Genomic DNA, 16957 nt, shown 5'->3' with positions numbered 1-16957 from the left:
CGTAGCCGAGACCCTCAACCAGCCAGCCCCGGAAATATTCGAAATCGACCGTCGCGGCGAGCACCTCCAGCGGGTCACCGTGCGCGCTCAGCTTCTCGAGGTGCTCCGACAACCCCAACAGGGAACGCTGCTCCATCTCACCCCTCCGATCTCGACGGAGCCAGTGAATCACGACCGCCCTTCAAAGGGGAGGGTTATTGCGGGCGTCCAGATGGGTCACCTCGGCGGTCGGATGCGGGAGTTGATTGATCCCGAGTCCGAGGTTCGTCAGCTTTCATGCGACGACAAAAGTCGGAGGATGGCGTTTCTCCACGCCACTCATCTCCTTCCGTCCATGACCGCAGCACCGAGAATCGAACCTTGATCATCGAGGGTGCGATCTCGGCTGCTTCGGCGTTTCCCGTGCACCGGCACACTGGCATTCGTCGCTGCTGCGAGACGGGCGTGTGGTCAGGCAGCGTCGATCAGACGGCGGAGAAGAGCAGGATGGCGCGGCCCGGCATCGGGATGGTCTCGCCCGCGACGATGCGCTTCACCTCGGGGTCGATCTTGCACGTCCCGCTGTCGAGCCGGAGGCGCCATTTCCGGTCCTGCCCAGCCTCGGGCGCGACCACGGAGATCTCCTGGTCAGAAGAATTGGCGATGATGAAGACCGCGGTCTCGGTGTCGCGCAGCACGACCGCGACATCGCGATCCTCCGCGTTGGCCCAGTCGGCCTGCGTCGTGTCGGCGCCGTCGCGGCGGAGCCAGCGCACGTCGGGCGGGCCGCCCTCGCAGACCGGATCGCCGTGGAGGTAGCGGTCGGAGCGGAGGGGCGGGAGTTCCCGCCGAAGCCGGATCGCGCCCGCGACGAATTCCTTGAAGGCCATCGCCCGTTCGTCGAGTTCCCAGGCCATCCAGGTCAGCTCGCTATCCTGGCAGTAGGCGTTGTTGTTGCCCTGCTGCGAATGGCCGATCTCGTCGCCCATCAGGATCATCGGCGTGCCGTTGGAGATGATGAGCGCCGAGATCGCCATCCGCCGCATCCTGTCGCGCAGCGCGATGATCGCCGGGTCGTCGGTCGGCCCTTCGACGCCGCAGTTCCAGGAGCGGTTGTCGTTGTGGCCGTCGCGGTTGCCTTCGCCGTTCGCCTCGTTGTGCTTCTCGTTGTAGCTGTAGAGGTCCATGAGCGTGAAACCGTCATGCGCGGTCATGAAGTTGACCGAGGACCAGGGTCGGCGCCCGCGGCGGTCGAAGATGTCGGCCGAGCCCAGCAGATGCGTGGCGAAGGCCGGGATCGCGCCCGGATCGCCCTTCACGAAGCCGCGCATGTCGTCGCGGAACCGCCCGTTCCATTCGGCCCAGCCGGGGGGGAAGCCGCCGACCTGATAGCCGTTCGGCCCTACATCCCAGCTTTCCGAGATCAGCTTCACATGCGCGAGCACCGGGTCCTGCGCCACCGCGTCGAGGAAGGGGCTGTTTGGATCGAACCGGTCGCGGTCGCGCGACAGCGTCACGGCGAGATCGAAGCGGAAGCCGTCGATATGGCAATCCTCGACCCAGTAGCGCAGCGAATCCATCACCATCTGCAGCACGCGCGGGTGCCGGACGTTGAGATTGTTGCCGACGCCGGTCGTGTCGAAGATGTAGCGCGGGTCGTCGGCCGGCACGTAGTAGCTGAGGTTGTCGATGCCCCGGAAGCTCAGCGTCGGCCCGAGATGGCTGCCCTCGGCGGTGTGGTTGTAGACCACATCCATGATGACCTCGATCCCGGCGTCGTGGAGCCTTTGCACCATGAGCTTGAAATCGTGCAGGTCGTGGCCGTGCGCGATGTAGCGCGGCGCGGGCGCGAAGAAGCCGAGCGTGGAATAGCCCCAGTAGTTGCGTAGCCCGGTCTCGGTCAGATAGCGGTCGTCGAAGAAGGCATGGATCGGCAGAAGCTCGATCGCCGTCACGCCGAGGGTGGCGAGATGTTCGATCACGCCCGGCGTCGCGAGGGCGGCGAAGGTGCCGCGCAACTCCTCCGGAACGTCGGGCTTGCGCGCGGTGATGCCCTTGACATGCGCCTCGTAGACGATCGTTTCCGACCATGGGCGCCTCGGCCGCTTGTCCATGCCCCAGGTGTGGGCTGGATCGATGATCTGGCATTTCGGCATCGCGCGCGCGCTGTCGCGCCGGTCGAAGGAAAGATCCTGTTTCGAATGGCCGATCCGGTAGCCGTAGAGGGAATCGTGCCAGCGGATCTGGCCCTGGATCTGCTTCGCGTAAGGATCGAGCAGGAGCTTGTGCGGATTGAACCGGTGCCCCGCTTCCGGGGCATAGGGGCCGTGGACGCGAAGCCCGTAGAGCTGGCCCGGCCGGAGGTCGGGGAAATAGCCGTGCCAGACCTCATGAGTGAACTCGGGAAGCGGAATCCGCGCCGTCTCGCGCTTGCCGTCGACATCGAAGAGACAGAGTTCGATCTTCGTGGCATGGGCGGAGAATACGGCGACGTTCACGCCGATCCCGTCCCAGGTCGCACCAAGAGGATAGGGCAGGCCGGGCGCGACGCGGATGGTCTCGGGCATGGAATGACGAACCTCGTTCTCGATGTGAAACAGCGCCGGGGAAACGTTCTCGCCGCGGGCCGGTTCCACCTCGCTTGCCCTGTGCGCGTCGGGTCAAGCGTGATCGCCCGCGGAATTGCTCACCGGCGGGGCGCACGCGCGCGAACTGCATGAATTCGCGGCAGGGCGAGCGGTTTGCAACCATCCCCCGCCACGATCATGAGCGCCGCGCCCCGCGTGCGGCCTCAGGCGCCGCCGAGCTTCTCCTCGATTTCGTCGAGCTTCCTGTGCGCGCGATCATGGACTTCGTCGCGTTTCTCGGGGGGGTGGCCTCGGGCCTCTTCGATATCCTCCGACAGATCATGGAGAATCGACCCGATCTCGGCCCATTCCATCTTCTCGCTGTCGGCGAGCCGCTGACGCGCGGCATCGATCCGAGCCTGCAGCGAGGCGGTCCGATCCGATGATTTGTCCGTGTCAGCCATCTGGCATCACTCCGTAATTGTTCACCCAGGCGGCCGGGCGCATGTCCCGAGCCGAGATCCAGACTGCGGCATCGGGCGGGCTGTTCCCAGAGAAATCGCCGAACCCCCGCGACAAAAAGGGCCCGCAATCCCGACAAACTTCATTGGGATTGACTTAGCTGACCGGAAGAGTCAGGCATTGTGCGGATTTCAGCCATCGGGTGTTGAACGCCGATGGAACCGCCGCCCCCGCGAGGGCCGGCGATCGCGCATGGGGAGGGATCGAATGCGGGTTCTGATGGCAACTCTGGCGGCGGGGGTTCTGGCCACGCCGGGCTTCGCGCAGGACAAGGCGGCGGTCGTGGCGACCTACGCCGATATCGCCGAGGCCGGGTACTCGGACAGCGCGACGACGGCGAAGCGTCTCCAGGAGGCGGTCAAGGCGCTGGTCGATACCCCGTCCGCCGAAACGCTCGCGACGGCCAAGGCGGCGTGGGTCCAGGCCCGCGTGCCCTATCAGCAGACCGAAGTCTACCGTTTCGGCAATGCGATCGTCGACGACTGGGAGGGCAAGGTGAACGCCTGGCCGCTCGACGAGGGGCTGATCGACTATGTTGATCCGACCTATGGCGGCGCGACCGACGAAAACCCGATGGCGGCCTTGAATGTGATCGCGAATCCCGCGCTCCAGATCGGTGGTGAGGAGATCGACGCCGCGACGATCACGCCCGCGCTTCTGGAGGAGAGCCTGCAGGAAGCGGGCGCCATCGAGACCAATGTCGCGACCGGCTATCACGCGATCGAATTCCTGCTCTGGGGTCAGGACCTGAACGGCACCGAGGCGGGCGCGGGCGTCCGGCCCTGGACCGACTTCGCCGCCGGCGAGGCCTGCACCAACGGCAATTGCGACCGCCGCGGCCAGTACCTGACCGCCGCCACGGATCTGCTCGTCAGCGACCTCGAATGGATGGCGGCGCAATGGGGCGCGGAAGGCGAGGCGCGCCAGGCGGTGACGGCGAACCCGGATCAGGGCGTGGTTGCGATGCTGACCGGCATGGGGAGCCTCTCCTACGGCGAACAGGCGGGTGAGCGGATGCGGCTCGGCCTGATGCTGAACGATCCCGAGGAGGAGCACGACTGCTTCTCCGACAACACGCATAACAGCCACTATTACGACGGGCTTGGCATCCGGAACGTCTATTCCGGCCAGTATGTCGGGGTCGACGGGCGGGTGATCGAGGGCGCCTCGCTCTCCGATCTCGTGAAGGCGGCCGATCCGGCGGTGGACACCGATCTGACCGCTGCGATCAATGCCTCGGTCGCGCGGCTCGGCGAGTTGAAGACCGTGGCGGAATCCGGCACCGCCTATGATCAGATGCTGGCCGCGGACAACCAGGTCGGAGGCGCCGTGGTGCAGCGCGCCGTCGACGCGCTCGTCGCTCAGACGCGGGAGATCGAACGCGCGGTCTCGGCGCTGAAGCTCGATCAGANCCGCCTATGATCAGATGCTGGCCGCGGACAACCAGGTCGGAGGCGCCGTGGTGCAGCGCGCCGTCGACGCGCTCGTCGCTCAGACGCGGGAGATCGAACGCGCGGTCTCGGCGCTGAAGCTCGATCAGATCGCCTTCGAAGGGTCCGACAGCCTCGACAACCCGAGCGCCGTCTTCCAGTAGGATGATGCGATGTGGCGCATAGTGGCGGCGGGCCTCGGCCTCGCCGCCACCGGCCTGATCACGGCGGCGATCGCCGGTGGGGTCACGGGGGGGATCGCCGGGGAGAATGCCGGAGGCATTACCGGGGCGGCGGAGCTGCCGGAGCTTCGCGACGACCACCTCTCCGTTGTGCCGAGGACCGAGGCCGAGGCGGCGCGGATCGGCAAGGTGCTCGCGCCGCTCGACCCTCTGGCCCTGCCGCCGCCCCTCGCCTTCGAGGCGCTGCCGGGTGGCGCGGCGACGGCCAAGCCGCGCGCCTTGAACCGGCAGGCGTTCAGCCATCCTTCCGGCAACATGGATTTCGAGAAGCGGGCGGACTTTTTCGTCGGCAACGGCTTCTTCCAGAAGCTCTGGGTCACCGCGCCCTCCTCGACGCTCGGCTCGGACGGGCTTGGGCCGCTCTACAACGCGCGGTCCTGCCAGCGGTGCCACCTGATGGACGGCCGCGGCCACCCGCCTTCGGGCCTTCCGGACGACGACGCGGTCTCGCTCCTGCTGCAGCTCGGCCGGCCCGGCGGGCCGGAGATGCCCGAGATACCGGACTACCTGCCGATGGAGCCCGATCCGGTCTACGGCCACCAGATCCAGGACTTCGCCGCCCCCGGGCTCGCGCCGGAGGGGCAGGTGGTGCTCGAATACGAGGAAGTGCCGGTGGAACTGGCCGGCGGCGAGACGGTGGCGCTGCGGAGGCCGAGCTTTTCCATCCGGGACTTCGCCTATGGCCCGCTCGATCCGGAGACCCGGATCTCGGCGCGGATCGCGCCGCCGATGATCGGCGTCGGGCTGCTCGAAGCCGTGCCCGCCGAGCGCATCCTCTCGCTCGCCGATCCCGAGGACGCCGATGGCGACGGGATCTCGGGACGGCCCAACGTGGTCTGGTCGCGGGAGACCGGCGGGCCGGCGCTCGGGCGTTTCGGCTGGAAGGCCGGGCAGCCGACCGTCGCGGCGCAGAGCGCGGTCGCCTTCTCGAACGACCTCGGCATCTCCTCGCCGACGCAGCCCGCGGCCTGGGGCGATTGCACCGCCGGCGAGGAGACCTGCCGGACCGCGCCGATGGGGGCGGTCGGGGGCGAGACGGAGATCGAGGCCGAGGCCTTCGACATGGTGGTCTTCTACAGCCGCAACCTCGCGGTGCCCGGACGGCGGAACGCGGATGATCCTGAAGTGCTCCGGGGCCGCGAGATGTTCCACGCGGCCGGCTGCGCCGCCTGCCACGTGCCCTCGCATGTGACGGCGCGGCTGAGCGACCAGCCGGAGCAGAGCTTCCAGCTGATCTGGCCCTATACCGACATGCTGCTGCACGACATGGGGCCGGATCTCGACGACGGGAAGCCCGAGGCGCGGGCGACGGGGGCCGAGTGGCGGACCGCGCCGCTCTGGGGGATCGGCCTGACGGAGATCGTGAGCGGCGAGGTCGCGCTCCTGCACGACGGGCGGGCGCGCAACGTGTTGGAGGCGGTGCTCTGGCATGGCGGAGAGGCCGCGGCGGCGCGGGAGCGGGTAATCGGGCTCAGCCCCGAGGATCGCGCCGCGCTGATCGCATTCGTGGAGAGCTTGTGATGCGGTTCTGGATCGGACTGGCGCTCGGAGCGGCGGTTGTATGCGCGGCGCCCCTCGCGGCGGCGGCGCAGGATCACGCGGCGCTCGCACGGCGGGCCTATGACGCGCATGTGCTGCCCCGCTTCGAGGCTTTCGACGCCGCCGCCACCGCGCTGGGCGAGACGGCGCGGGAGTATTGCGCGCCGGGGGATACCGCGCTCCGCGACGCCTATCAGACGGCCTTCGACGCCTGGATGGGGGTCCAGCACCTCCGCTTCGGCCCGACCGAGGTCGAGGACCGGGTCTATGCGCTCGCCTTCTGGCCAGACACGAAGGGACGGACGCCGGCGGGGCTGAACGCGCTCCTGAAAAAGCAGGACGCGGGCGTCGTGACGGCGGAGGGGATCGCCAGTCAGTCGATCGCCGTCCGCGGCTTCTTCGCGCTCGACTACCTGCTCTATGACCCGGCCGCGGCCGGTGTGGCCACGCCCTATGGCTGCGCGCTCATTCAGGCGATCACCGGTGACATCGCCCGGATCGCGCGGGACTTCGAGGCGGAATGGGCCGGGCCCTATGGCGAGTTGTTCCTCAGTGCCGGGGCGGAGGGCAACACGGTCTATCTCGCCCCGCGTGAGACCACGGTCGCGCTCTTCACGGCGCTGATGACCGGGCTGGAGGCGAACAAGGACCAGCGTCTCGGCCGGCCGATGGGCACGTTCGAGGCGCCGACGCCGCTTCGCGCCGAGGCCCGCCGCTCGGGCCGGCCCCAGCGCAACCTCGTCCTGTCGCTCGAGGCGCTGACCGAACTCGCCGAGATTCTGGCCGATGGCGCGGCCACGCTGCCCGAGGGGGCGGAGACGCCGGAAAGGCTCGATCTCGCGACCGCCCGCGCGCTCCGCCTGGCGCGGAAGCTGACGCCGCGGTTCGAGGAGGTGGAAACGCCCTCCGGGCGCCTGCGTCTCGAACAGGACCAGCAGGCGATCGCGGCGGTCTCCACGGCGATCCTGCAATACGTCGGCCCGGTCCTCGGCGTCTCGCAGGGCTTCAACGCGCTCGACGGCGATGGGGGGTGAGGTTGGGTACAAGGGAGGCGAGATGACCACGCGGCGTGGATTCCTGCGCTACCTCGGCGCGGCGGGCGCCGGGGCCGTGGTGCCGACCCTCGCCTGGGCCGATCTCGGGGCGCCCGCCTGGCTCGCCGCAGCGCGCCGGCCGGACGGGCGGTTCGCGCTCTACGGCGTCGATGCCGAGGGGGCGGATCTCTTCTCGGTCGATCTGCCCGACCGGGCGCATTCCTCCGCGATCCATCCCCGGCTCGCGCAGGCGGTGGTTTTCGCGCGGCGGCCGGGGACCTACGCCGTCGTGCTCGACTGCGGGACGGGGCGGGTGCTCAACGAGCTGGCCGCGGCGGAGGGCCGTGTCTTCTGCGGGCACGGCGCCTATTCCCCGGACGGCCGCCTGCTCTACACGAGCGAGGCCGAGGCCGAGACCGGCGAAGGACGGATCGGCATCTGGGACATCGCCGCGGGGTTCCGGCGGGCGGGCGAAATGCCGTCCGGTGGCATGGGGCCGCACGAGATCCTGATGCTGCCGGGTGGCGGACTCGCGGTTGCCAACGGCGCACTGGAGAATGGCCCGGACGGGCGGCCCGATCCGATCGCGCTCAGCGAGATGGCCCCGAACCTCGCCTATCTCGATCCCGCGGCGCGCGAGATCACGCAGGTGGTCGAACTCAGCGGCCCTTTTCGGCGCAACTCGATCCGCCATCTCGCGGTCAGGCCGGACGGGCTCCTCGCCTTCGCGATGCAGTGGCACGGGGCGGAAACGGAGGCTCCCGCGCTGCTCGGGTTGCACCGGCGCGGGGAGGCGGCGCCGAAGCTCGTCTCCGCCGGCGCCGAGGCGCAGTTCGCGCTCAAGGGCTATGCCGGGAGCGTCGCCTTCTCGGGAGACGGGCGGCGCGTCGCGATCTCGTCGCCGATCGGCGGGCTCATCGACGCGTTCGAGGCCGATACCGGCGCCCACGCCTGGCGCTGCCGCCGGGCCGATGTCTGCGGCCTCGCGCCGGCGGCGGGCGGGTTCGTCGCGAATACCGGGACGGGGGACTGGCTCATGCTCGACAGGGGCGGGCCGGAGCCGCGCGGCATCGTCACCGCCGAGGTGGGCCGGTCCTGGGACAACCACATGATGGCGCTCCGGGGGTAAGGCGGACACCTGTCCGCCCCGCGGGGCCTCGCCGGGATCAGATCCCCATGCAGAGATACTTGATCTCCATGTAGTCCTCGATCCCGTGACGCGAGCCCTCGCGCCCGAGGCCGGACTGTTTCACCCCGCCGAAGGGCGCGACCTCGGTCGAGATGAGCCCGGTGTTGATCCCGACCATGCCGTATTCCAGCGCCTCCGCCACGCGCCAGACCCTCCCGAGGTCACGGGCGTAGAAATAGGAGGCGAGGCCGAAGATCGTGTCGTTCGCCTGTTCGATCACATCGGCCTCGTCCTCGAAACGGAAGAGCGGCGCGACCGGGCCGAAGGTCTCGTCATTGGCGACCAGCATGTCCCGCGTGATCCCGGTCAGCACGGTCGGCTGGAAGAACGAGCCGCCGAGTTCGTGCCGCTTGCCGCCGGTCAGCACCTTCGCCCCCTTGGAGAGCGCGTCGGAGATATGCGATTCGACCTTCTCGACCGCCTTCGGCGTGATGAGCGGCCCGGCCGTCACGCCGGGCTCGAACCCGTCGCCGACCTTCATCGCCGCGGCCTTCGCCGCCAATTTCTCGGCGAAGGCGTCGTAGACACCGGCCTGGACGTAGATGCGGTTCGCGCAGACGCAGGTCTGGCCGTTGTTGCGGTACTTCGAGATCATCGCGCCCTCGACCGCCGCGTCGATGTCGGCGTCGTCGAAGACGATGAAGGGCGCGTTGCCGCCAAGCTCCATCGACATCTTCAGAACCTGCTGCGCGCCTTGTGCGAGCAGGATGCGCCCGACCTCGGTGGAGCCGGTGAAGGTGAGCTTCCGCACCTTCGGATGCGAGCAGAAGATCTTGCCGATGGTCGAACTGGAGGTGGAGGTGATCACGCTGAAGAGCCCGGCCGGCACGCCCGCCCGCTCGGCCAGCGCCGCCATGGCGAGGGCCGAGAGCGGCGTTTCGGCCGCGGGCCGCGCGACGAAGCCGCAGCCGGCGGCGAGCGCGGGAGCGACCTTGCGCGCGATCATCGCATTCGGGAAGTTCCAGGGTGTGATCGAGGTGGCGACCCCGATCGGCTGTTTCAGGACGATGATGCGCTTGTCGGGCTGGTGGCCCGGGACGGTCTCGCCATAGACCCGCTTCGCCTCCTCGCCGAACCATTCGATGAAGCTCGCGCCATAGAGGATTTCGCCCCTCGCCTCCGCGAGCGGCTTGCCCATCTCCGCCGTCAGGATCGCGGCGAGATCTTCGGCGTTCTCGACCATGAGATCGCGCCACTTCCGCAGGATCTCCGCCCGGGTCTTCGCGGTCTCCCGCGCCCATGCGCGCTGGGCATCATAGGCGGCATCGATGGCGCGCCCGGTCTCGGTCTCGCCGAGGTCGGGCACGGCGCAGATAACGTCGCCGCGCGCGGGGTTGGTGACGGCGAAGGTCGCGCCGTCGTCGGCCTGCGCCCATTTGCCGGCGACATAGGCCTGCGTCCGCAACAGATCCCTGTCGCGCAGCATTGATCTGAGATTGGTTTCGTCGAGCATCATTCACCTCCCCGGCCCGGCCTCGGATGACCGGTCCTCCCGCCGCCAGAGGTTGGAGCGGCGCGGCGAGGGCGTCAACCGGTCCAGCGTGATGCGATGGTTCAGCCGGCCTTCGCCGGAAAGGCCCGGTAGACCAGCGGCGCGTCGGGGGCGGAGGTGAAATCGGCGGTCAGTTCACGGAGCCGGTCATGCGCCGGAGCCTTCTCGCAGACCGGGTCCGCCTCCGCCGGATCGCCCGCGATCGCCATCGCCTGGCAGCGGCAGCCGCCGAAATCGACCAGCTTGCGCTCGCAGGAGACGCAGGGCTCCTTCATCCAGTCCGTGCCGCGAAAGGCCTGGAAGGCCGGACCCCCGGCCCAGATCTCGGCGAGCGGCGTGTCGCGGACCGACTGGAAATCCAGCGAGGGGATCGTCTGCGCCGCGTGGCACGGCAGAACGAGCCCGTCGGGGGCCACATTGAGCCCGGTCGAGCCCCAGCCGCCCATGCAGGGCTTCGGATAGCGCGCATGGTAATCGGCGGGCACGTAGTCGATCACCAGCCGCCCCCTGAGCGCCACCCGCGCCTCGGCGACGATCCGCCCAGCCTCGCGCGCCTGTTCGCGCGTCGGCATCAAGCTCGCGCGGTTCGCCATCGCCCAGCCGTGGAACTGCACCGTGGCGACCTCGATCCGCCGCGCGCCGTATTCGACGGCCATCTCCAGCGCGCGGGGCAGCTGGTGGAGGTTGCGGCGGTGCATGACGAAGTTGAGCGTGAGCGGGAAGCCGACCCGGGCGATCCAGCCGAGGACCTTGAGCTTGCGCTCGAACCCGCCGCGATAGCCGCCGATCATGTCCGCCATCGAAGCATTCGTGCCCTGAAGCGAGAGCTGGACATGATCGAGCCCGGCGGCGTCGAGCTCGCCGAGCCGTCGCTCGGTCAGGCCGATGCCCGAGGTGATGAGGTTGGTATAAAGCTCCGCCTCCCGAGCCGCCGCGACCAGGGCGGTGAGATCGGGCCGCGAAGCCGGTTCGCCGCCGGAGAGGTGCAGCTGCAGCACGCCGAGCGCCGCCGCCTGCCGGAAGACCGAGATCCAGGTCGCGGTGTCGAGCTCGGACTCCTTCCGCGCCAGTTCCATCGGATTGGAGCAATAGGGGCAGGAGAGCGGGCAGCGGTGCGTGAGTTCCGCCAGCATCGCGATCGGAGGATTCGGCCGGTCCGCGCCCGTGGTGGCCTTCGCGGAAGCTTCACGGACGGATGGATCATGCGCGGTCATGGGCGAAGCTCCAGAATCCGGCGATCCAGCAGTTGCGAGAGATAGCCGGCGCTGTCGGCGAGGATCCGGTCGAGCGGCGCGTCGAAGGTCGCGGCGAGGTCGCGGGCGATCGCATCGAGGCTGCGCGCGCCATCGACGCGGGACAGGATCGCATGGCCGATGGCATCGAGCCGGAGCGCCCGTTCGGGGGCGAGCAAGACCCAGGCCCCGCGCACCTTGTCGAAATGGAGCCGGACGCCTCGCGGCAGGAACGGCACAGCCTCGGGCGAAAGCGCGGGTGTCGGTTGGCTCGCGGCTTTTCGCGCGGGTGTCCCCTGCGCGGGCACCCCCTCGACAGGGGCTCCCTGCCGCCGCGCCGGGACCGGCCCGCCGCTCATTGCGCGGCCCGTGGCGGCGTGGCGAGGCCCTCGCCCGGCTGCCAGCCGCCGGGCGGAATCCGGCCCGGGGTCACATAGGCGCCCTCGAGCGCGTCGAGCTGGGCCCAGAGCACCTCGGTCTTGAAGGTCAGCGCCGCCGCCGCCGCGTCCTGCTTTTCGAGCGTGTCGGCATGGTCGAGCACGTAGGCGAGGCCGAAGGCCACGTCCTTCGGCGCCTCGGTCAGCCGGTTGCGGAAATAGGCGAGGCTTTTCTCATCGGCGAAGGCGTAGTTCGCGAGCAGCCCTTCGATCCTTCGCGCATGGATCTTCGGGGCGAAAAGCTCGGTCAGCGACGCGGCGATCGCCTCGAGGAGCGTGCTGTCGCGGACGAAGCGGACATAGGCGTCGACGGCGAAGCGCGTCGCGGGCAGGACGCCCCTGGTGCTCGCCACGTAGTCGGGGTCGAGCCCGACCGCCTCGGCGAGCCGCAGCCAGCGGCGGATGCCGCCCTCGTTCGTCGCCGTCCCGTCGTGATCCTCGATCCGCGACCGCCAGGCGCGGCGCAGGTCGGGATCTTCCACGCGGCTCATGAAGGCGGCGTCCTTCATCGGAATTCGCGACTGATAGTAGTAGCGGTTGATGACCCAGGCCCGGACCTGATCGGGCGTACAGCCGCCGGAATGCAGCAGATGATGGAACGGGTGGCGGTCGTGGTAGCGCTCGGCGCCGATCCGGCGCAGGCGGGCCTCGAAATCCTCCCGACCGTCGGGCAGGGCACGGCCGGGAAGGGCGGGGTCACTCCGGTCAGTGGGGGCACGGCCAGAGGTGGCACCGCCAGAGGGCGCACGGTCAACAAAGGCGCGGTCGGTCATGCGCTGATCTCCATCCCGTCCTGGCCGATGGTCCAGCCGGCAGCCTCGGCCTCGGCCCGCTCGGGCGAGTTCGGGCGGAGAACGGGGTTGGTGTTGTTCATGTGGACGAAGACGCGCCGGCCGATCGAGAGCGGCGCCAGCGCGGCGATGGAGCCGTCCTCGCCGCTCATCGAGATATGGCCCATGCGCCGGCCGGTCTTGGTCCCGACGCCGCTCCGGACCATTTCTTCGTCCTGCCAGAGCGTGCCGTCGAAGAAGACGAGCGCGGCGCCGTCGAGCCTCCGGGCGAGCGCGGGCGTCACCCTGGCGCAGCCGGGGATGTGGAAGATGTCCCGCCCGCCGGCGCGGAGGTGCGCCCCGACGGTCTGCTCGCCGATCAGATCGGTGCGGACCTCGGCCTCCGCGCCTTCCATGTAGAGCGGCACCTTGCCCGGCACGGCGAACAGCTCGGCGGTCAGTCCGGGGGCGATCTCGACCTCGGTGTCGAGCGCGAGCGGCCGGCGCGTCACCTTTTCCGGGGCGAGGGCGTCGAAGATCGGGTTGGCCGCGATCACCGCGAGGATCTCCGGTGTGGCGAACAGCGTGAAAGGCTGCTGTTCCCGCAGCGTCAGAAGGCCCGCGACATGGTCGATATCGCCGTTGGTCAGCAGGACCGAGCGGATCGGAACCTCGCGGGGACCGGTCGGATGAAGCTCGGGCGTGGCGACGAGCTGGCCGCGGATGTCGGGCGATGTGTTCAGGATCGCCCAGAAAATCCCATCGCCGCTCACGGCGAGGGATGATTGCGTCAGCGAGGGGATTTCACCCCGCCGGGCGGCCTGACAGTTGGCGCAACCGCAGTTCCATTGCGGAAGCCCACCTCCGGCCGCGGCCCCGAGTATGCGTGCGCGGAACATGGCAGGTCAGCTTTGCTCCGCGCCCCGGAGTCTCGGCGCCGGGAAACTCAGAACAGGACCCCGTCGTCCTCCGCCGGGCCGTACATGTTGATTTCCATGCCGCAGTTGACTTCGAGCAGTTCGGGTTTGGTCCAGGCCATGTGGTGTCCTCCCAGGTTGTTGACATCTGGTCCGGGGAGGCTGCGTTGTTTCTGATATCGAGTCAATTGGACCATCGGCCCGGCTCACAAAGTTTTGGGCGGATACAATACTTTGGTCGCAAGTGCGCCGGGACCGTCGTCGTCATTGCCTGGTCCCCGCTTGCGCGGTGTTTCGCGGCCGGGATAGCTTGGGCGGATCGTGCGCCGGAGGGCGCGGAGGGAAGCGCGCCATGAGCGATATCACTTGCGTCTCGCCGGTCGACGGGAGCGTCTATTTCACCCGCCCGGCCGACGATGTCGGATTCGCACGCTCGAAGGTGAAGGCCGCGCGGAAGGCGGCGAAGGACTGGGCGCGGCTGCCGCTCGCCGAGCGGATCGCGCTGGTCGAGGAAGGGATCGCCCGGCTCGACGGGGTGAACGCTGATCTCACGCGGGAACTCGCCTGGCAGATGGGACGGCCGGTGCGTTACGGCGGCGAGATGGGCGGCGCGCGGGAGCGAACCGCCTACATGGCCCGCATCGCCGCCGAGGAACTCGCCCCGCGCGTGATCGAGGACAGCGAGCGGTTCAAGCGTTTCCTCGCGCGGGAGCCGCTCGGGGTCGTCCTCGTGATCGCGCCCTGGAACTACCCCTATCTCACCGCGATCAACACCATTGTCCCGGCCCTGATCGCGGGCAATGTCGTGGTGCTGAAACACGCGAGCCAGACGCCGCTCGCGGGAGAGCGGCTCGCCCAGGCCTTCGCGCATCTGCCCGAGGGCGTCTTCACCAACCTCTTCCTCGATCACGAGACGGTGGCGGCGCTGATCGGCGAGGGCAGGTTCGATTTCGTGAATTTCACCGGCTCAACGGCGACGGGCCGCGAGATCGAGCGCATGGCGGCGGGCACCTTCACGGGGCTGGGGCTCGAACTTGGCGGCAAGGACCCGGGCTATGTCCGGGCCGACGCCGATCTCGACGCGGCGGTCGAGACGCTGGTCGATGGCGCCTTCTACAATTCCGGGCAATGCTGTTGCGGGATCGAGCGGATCTATGTCGCCGACCCGCTCTACGACGTTTTCGTCGAGAAGGCGGTGGCGCTCGTCTCCGGCTACCGGCTTGGCGATCCGCTCGATCCGGAGACGACGCTCGGGCCGATGGCGAATCGGCGCTTCGCGGACGCCGTGCGGAAGCAGGTCGCCGACGCGCTCGCCCAGGGCGCGCGGCAGTTGATCGACCCGACGGCCTTCCCGCGGGACAACGGGCAGGACGCCTATCTCGCGCCGAGGCTGCTCGTCGATGTGGACCATTCGATGCGCGTCATGAAGGAGGAGAGTTTCGGGCCGGTGGTGGGCATCATGAAGGTGCGCGACGATTCCGAGGCCGTGGCGCGGATGAACGACAGCCGCTACGGGCTGACGGCCAGCGTCTGGACCTCCGACACCGCCGCCGCGGAGGAGATCGGCGCGGCGCTCGAGACCGGAACCGTTTTCATGAACCGTTGCGATTACCTCGACCCGGCGCTGGCCTGGACCGGGGTCAAGGATACCGGGCGGGGGGCGAGCCTCTCCTATCTCGGCTACCTCAACCTGACGCGGCCGAAGTCCTATCATCTGCGTAAACTCTGAGCGTACCGACCGGGCCGCGGCCGGCGTCCCGGTCGGTGGGGCGCCAGCCCGCGATCAATAGCGCGCGAGATGAGCCCGGAAAACACGAATTCAATCTCAGGTAGAGAATGGCGCCCGCCGGTCGTGGTACGCGCCGGCACCGCCGGTCGCGAGCAGGTGTTTTCGCAGCGCCGTTGGACGTTCGCAGCGTTTGACAGGGAGCGGAGGGCGCCCCATACAAGCCGAGCCACACCGACACATACGCGTGATCGCCGCCCGCGGCCGCGCAGACCCGTCAACACAGGGAGGAAGGCCTTGATAATCGGAGCGCCAACCGAAACCGTTGAGGGCGAGAAGCGCGTCGCCCTGACGCCGCAATCCGCGCTCGCGCTCAAGAAGCTCGGTTACGACACCGTCGTGCAGGCCGGCGCCGGGGAATCGGCGCAGTTCACGGACGACGCCTATCGCGAAGCCGGAGTCGAGGTCCTGCCGACCGCGGCCGATGTCTGGGCCAAGGCGGATGTCGTCACCAAGGTTCGCCCGCCGAGCCCGGAGGAAGTGGAGCTGACCCGCTCGGGGCAGATCGTCATCTCCTTCGTCTATCCGGCGCAGAACGAGGAACTGCTTGAATCGCTCAAGGCGAAGGGCGTCACCGCGCTCGCGATGGACATGGTGCCCCGCATCAGCCGCGCGCAGAAGATGGACGCGCTCTCCTCCATGGCGAATATCGCCGGCTATCGCGGCGTGATCGAGGCGGGCAACAACTTCGGGCGGTTCTTCACCGGCCAGATCACGGCGGCGGGCAAGGTTCCGCCGGCGAAGGTGCTGGTGATCGGCGCCGGTGTCGCGGGTCTCGCGGCGATCGGCACGGCGACCTCGCTCGGCGCGATCACCTATGCCTTCGACGTGCGGCCGGAAGTTGCCGAGCAGATCGAGTCGATGGGCGCGGAATTCGTCTATCTCGACTTCGCCGAGGAACAGACGGACGGCGCCGCGACCGGCGGTTACGCCGCTCCGTCGAGCCCGGAATTCCGCGAGGCGCAGCTCAAGAAGTTCCGCGAACTCGCGCCCGAGATGGACATCGTCATCTCGACCGCGCTCATTCCCGGCCGTCCGGCGCCCAAGCTCTGGCTCGAGGACATGGTCGCGGCGATGAAGCCGGGCTCGGTCATCATCGACCTCGCCGCCGAGCGCGGCGGCAACTGTGACCTCACGGTACCCGACCAGATCGTCGAGAGCCCGAACGGCGTGAAGGTGGTCGGCTATACCGATTTCCCGAGCCGGATGGCCACGCAGTCCTCGACGCTCTATTCGACGAACATCCGTCACATGATGGACGACCTGACCCCCGGCAAGGACGGGACGCCGGTCGTCAACATGGAGGATGACGTCATCCGGGGCGCCACCGTGACCCACGAGGGCGCGGTGACCTTCCCGCCGCCGCCGCCGAAGGTGCAGGCGATCGCGGCGCAGAAGCCGAAGGAGAAGGCGAAGGAGCTCACGCCCGAGGAACGCCGGGCGCAGGAGGTCGCGGCCTTCAAGGCGGAGACGAAGAGCCAGGCCATGCTGCTCGGCGGGGGCGGCCTCCTGCTCCTGCTCGTGGGCCTCGTGGCGCCGGCGAGCTTCATGTCGCATTTCATCGTCTTTGTGCTCGCCTGTTTCGTCGGCTTCCGGGTGATCTGGAACGTGGCGCATTCGCTGCACACGCCGCTGATGGCGATCACCAACGCGATCAGCTCGATCATCATCCTCGGCGCCTTGATGCAGATCGGCTCGGGCTCGGCGCTCGTCGTGGTTCTCGCCGCGCTCTCGATCCTGATGGCCGGCATCAACATCTTCGGTGGCTTCATGGTCACCCGTCGCATGCTCGCCATGTTCCAGCGGTCGTAAGGAGAGCAT

The 16957-nt window shown here is 68.8% G+C and carries 15 protein-coding genes and 1 pseudogene; 7 read left to right on the top strand and 9 right to left on the bottom strand.

Annotated elements, in window-relative coordinates; genetic code table 11:
* The 3 genes and pseudogenes from ACLJK8_RS14005 to ACLJK8_RS13995 form a co-directional block, all read right to left on the bottom strand.
* Positions 1-136 (bottom strand): annotated as a pseudogene (locus ACLJK8_RS14005) (IS5/IS1182 family transposase); the annotation flags it as partial.
* Between the two features lie 328 nt (positions 137-464).
* Entirely contained in the window at positions 465-2546 is a 2082-nt protein-coding gene (glgX, locus tag ACLJK8_RS14000) for a glycogen debranching protein GlgX (protein WP_413150920.1), read from the bottom strand.
* 224 nt (positions 2547-2770) lie between these two features.
* Positions 2771-3010, bottom strand: a complete 240-nt coding sequence (locus ACLJK8_RS13995; RefSeq protein ID WP_413150918.1) for a hypothetical protein — start codon at positions 3008-3010, stop codon at positions 2771-2773.
* A 265-nt stretch (positions 3011-3275) separates the two neighbouring features.
* Here ACLJK8_RS13995 and ACLJK8_RS13990 point away from each other — a divergent pair, with 265 nt between their 5' ends.
* The 5 genes from ACLJK8_RS13990 to ACLJK8_RS13970 are packed head-to-tail and all read left to right on the top strand — an operon-like array spanning position 3276 to position 8442.
* Complete coding sequence (locus tag ACLJK8_RS13990; protein ID WP_413150917.1) at positions 3276-4490, top strand: imelysin family protein; 1215 nt, start codon at positions 3276-3278, stop codon at positions 4488-4490.
* A 4-nt stretch (positions 4491-4494) separates the two neighbouring features.
* A complete protein-coding gene (locus ACLJK8_RS13985; protein WP_413150916.1) occupies positions 4495-4662 on the top strand; it encodes a hypothetical protein in 168 nt (55 codons plus the stop codon).
* A 9-nt stretch (positions 4663-4671) separates the two neighbouring features.
* Positions 4672-6261, top strand: coding sequence for a di-heme oxidoredictase family protein (locus ACLJK8_RS13980; protein WP_413150914.1), 1590 nt, complete (start codon positions 4672-4674; stop codon positions 6259-6261).
* On the top strand, positions 6261-7313 hold the full coding sequence (locus tag ACLJK8_RS13975) for an imelysin family protein (protein ID WP_413150912.1): 1053 nt from the start codon (positions 6261-6263) through the stop codon (positions 7311-7313). The genes ACLJK8_RS13980 and ACLJK8_RS13975 overlap by 1 nt, the downstream gene beginning before the upstream one ends.
* A 22-nt stretch (positions 7314-7335) precedes the next feature.
* Positions 7336-8442, top strand: coding sequence for a DUF1513 domain-containing protein (locus ACLJK8_RS13970; RefSeq protein WP_413150910.1), 1107 nt, complete (start codon positions 7336-7338; stop codon positions 8440-8442).
* A gap of 37 nt (positions 8443-8479) precedes the next feature.
* Here the strand turns inward: ACLJK8_RS13970 and ACLJK8_RS13965 are convergent, their stop codons facing one another.
* From ACLJK8_RS13965 to pqqA, 6 genes are all read right to left on the bottom strand, one after another.
* The gene (locus ACLJK8_RS13965; protein WP_413150908.1) at positions 8480-9955 is read right to left on the bottom strand and encodes an NAD-dependent succinate-semialdehyde dehydrogenase; all 1476 of its coding nucleotides are present in this window, start codon (positions 9953-9955) and stop codon (positions 8480-8482) included.
* A 101-nt stretch (positions 9956-10056) separates the two neighbouring features.
* Positions 10057-11208 (bottom strand): pyrroloquinoline quinone biosynthesis protein PqqE, encoded by a 1152-nt coding sequence (gene pqqE, locus ACLJK8_RS13960; protein ID WP_413150907.1) that lies wholly within the window; start codon positions 11206-11208, stop codon positions 10057-10059.
* Positions 11205-11585 (bottom strand): pyrroloquinoline quinone biosynthesis peptide chaperone PqqD, encoded by a 381-nt coding sequence (pqqD, locus tag ACLJK8_RS13955; protein ID WP_413150906.1) that lies wholly within the window; start codon positions 11583-11585, stop codon positions 11205-11207. Before pqqD ends, pqqE begins: the two co-directional genes overlap by 4 nt.
* A complete protein-coding gene (gene pqqC, locus ACLJK8_RS13950; protein ID WP_413150905.1) occupies positions 11582-12436 on the bottom strand; it encodes a pyrroloquinoline-quinone synthase PqqC in 855 nt (284 codons plus the stop codon). The genes pqqD and pqqC overlap by 4 nt, the downstream gene beginning before the upstream one ends.
* Positions 12433-13332 (bottom strand): pyrroloquinoline quinone biosynthesis protein PqqB, encoded by a 900-nt coding sequence (gene pqqB, locus ACLJK8_RS13945; protein WP_413150904.1) that lies wholly within the window; start codon positions 13330-13332, stop codon positions 12433-12435. Before pqqB ends, pqqC begins: the two co-directional genes overlap by 4 nt.
* Before the next feature lie 47 nt (positions 13333-13379).
* Positions 13380-13472, bottom strand: coding sequence for a pyrroloquinoline quinone precursor peptide PqqA (gene pqqA / locus ACLJK8_RS13940; protein ID WP_413150903.1), 93 nt, complete (start codon positions 13470-13472; stop codon positions 13380-13382).
* Between the two features lie 230 nt (positions 13473-13702).
* Between pqqA and ACLJK8_RS13935 the strand changes: the two genes are divergently transcribed.
* Both ACLJK8_RS13935 and ACLJK8_RS13930 read left to right on the top strand, forming a co-directional pair.
* Positions 13703-15079, top strand: coding sequence for an aldehyde dehydrogenase family protein (locus tag ACLJK8_RS13935; protein WP_413150902.1), 1377 nt, complete (start codon positions 13703-13705; stop codon positions 15077-15079).
* 294 nt (positions 15080-15373) lie between these two features.
* Positions 15374-16948, top strand: coding sequence for a Re/Si-specific NAD(P)(+) transhydrogenase subunit alpha (locus ACLJK8_RS13930; protein WP_413150901.1), 1575 nt, complete (start codon positions 15374-15376; stop codon positions 16946-16948).
* The last annotated feature ends 9 nt before the right edge of the window (positions 16949-16957 follow it).

The organism is Amaricoccus sp. W119 (genome assembly GCF_047275745.1).
Classification (GTDB): Bacteria; Pseudomonadota; Alphaproteobacteria; order Rhodobacterales; family Rhodobacteraceae; genus Amaricoccus.
The sequence above is the reverse complement of the archived record's forward strand: the minus strand, read 5'-3'. Positions and strand labels throughout refer to the sequence as shown.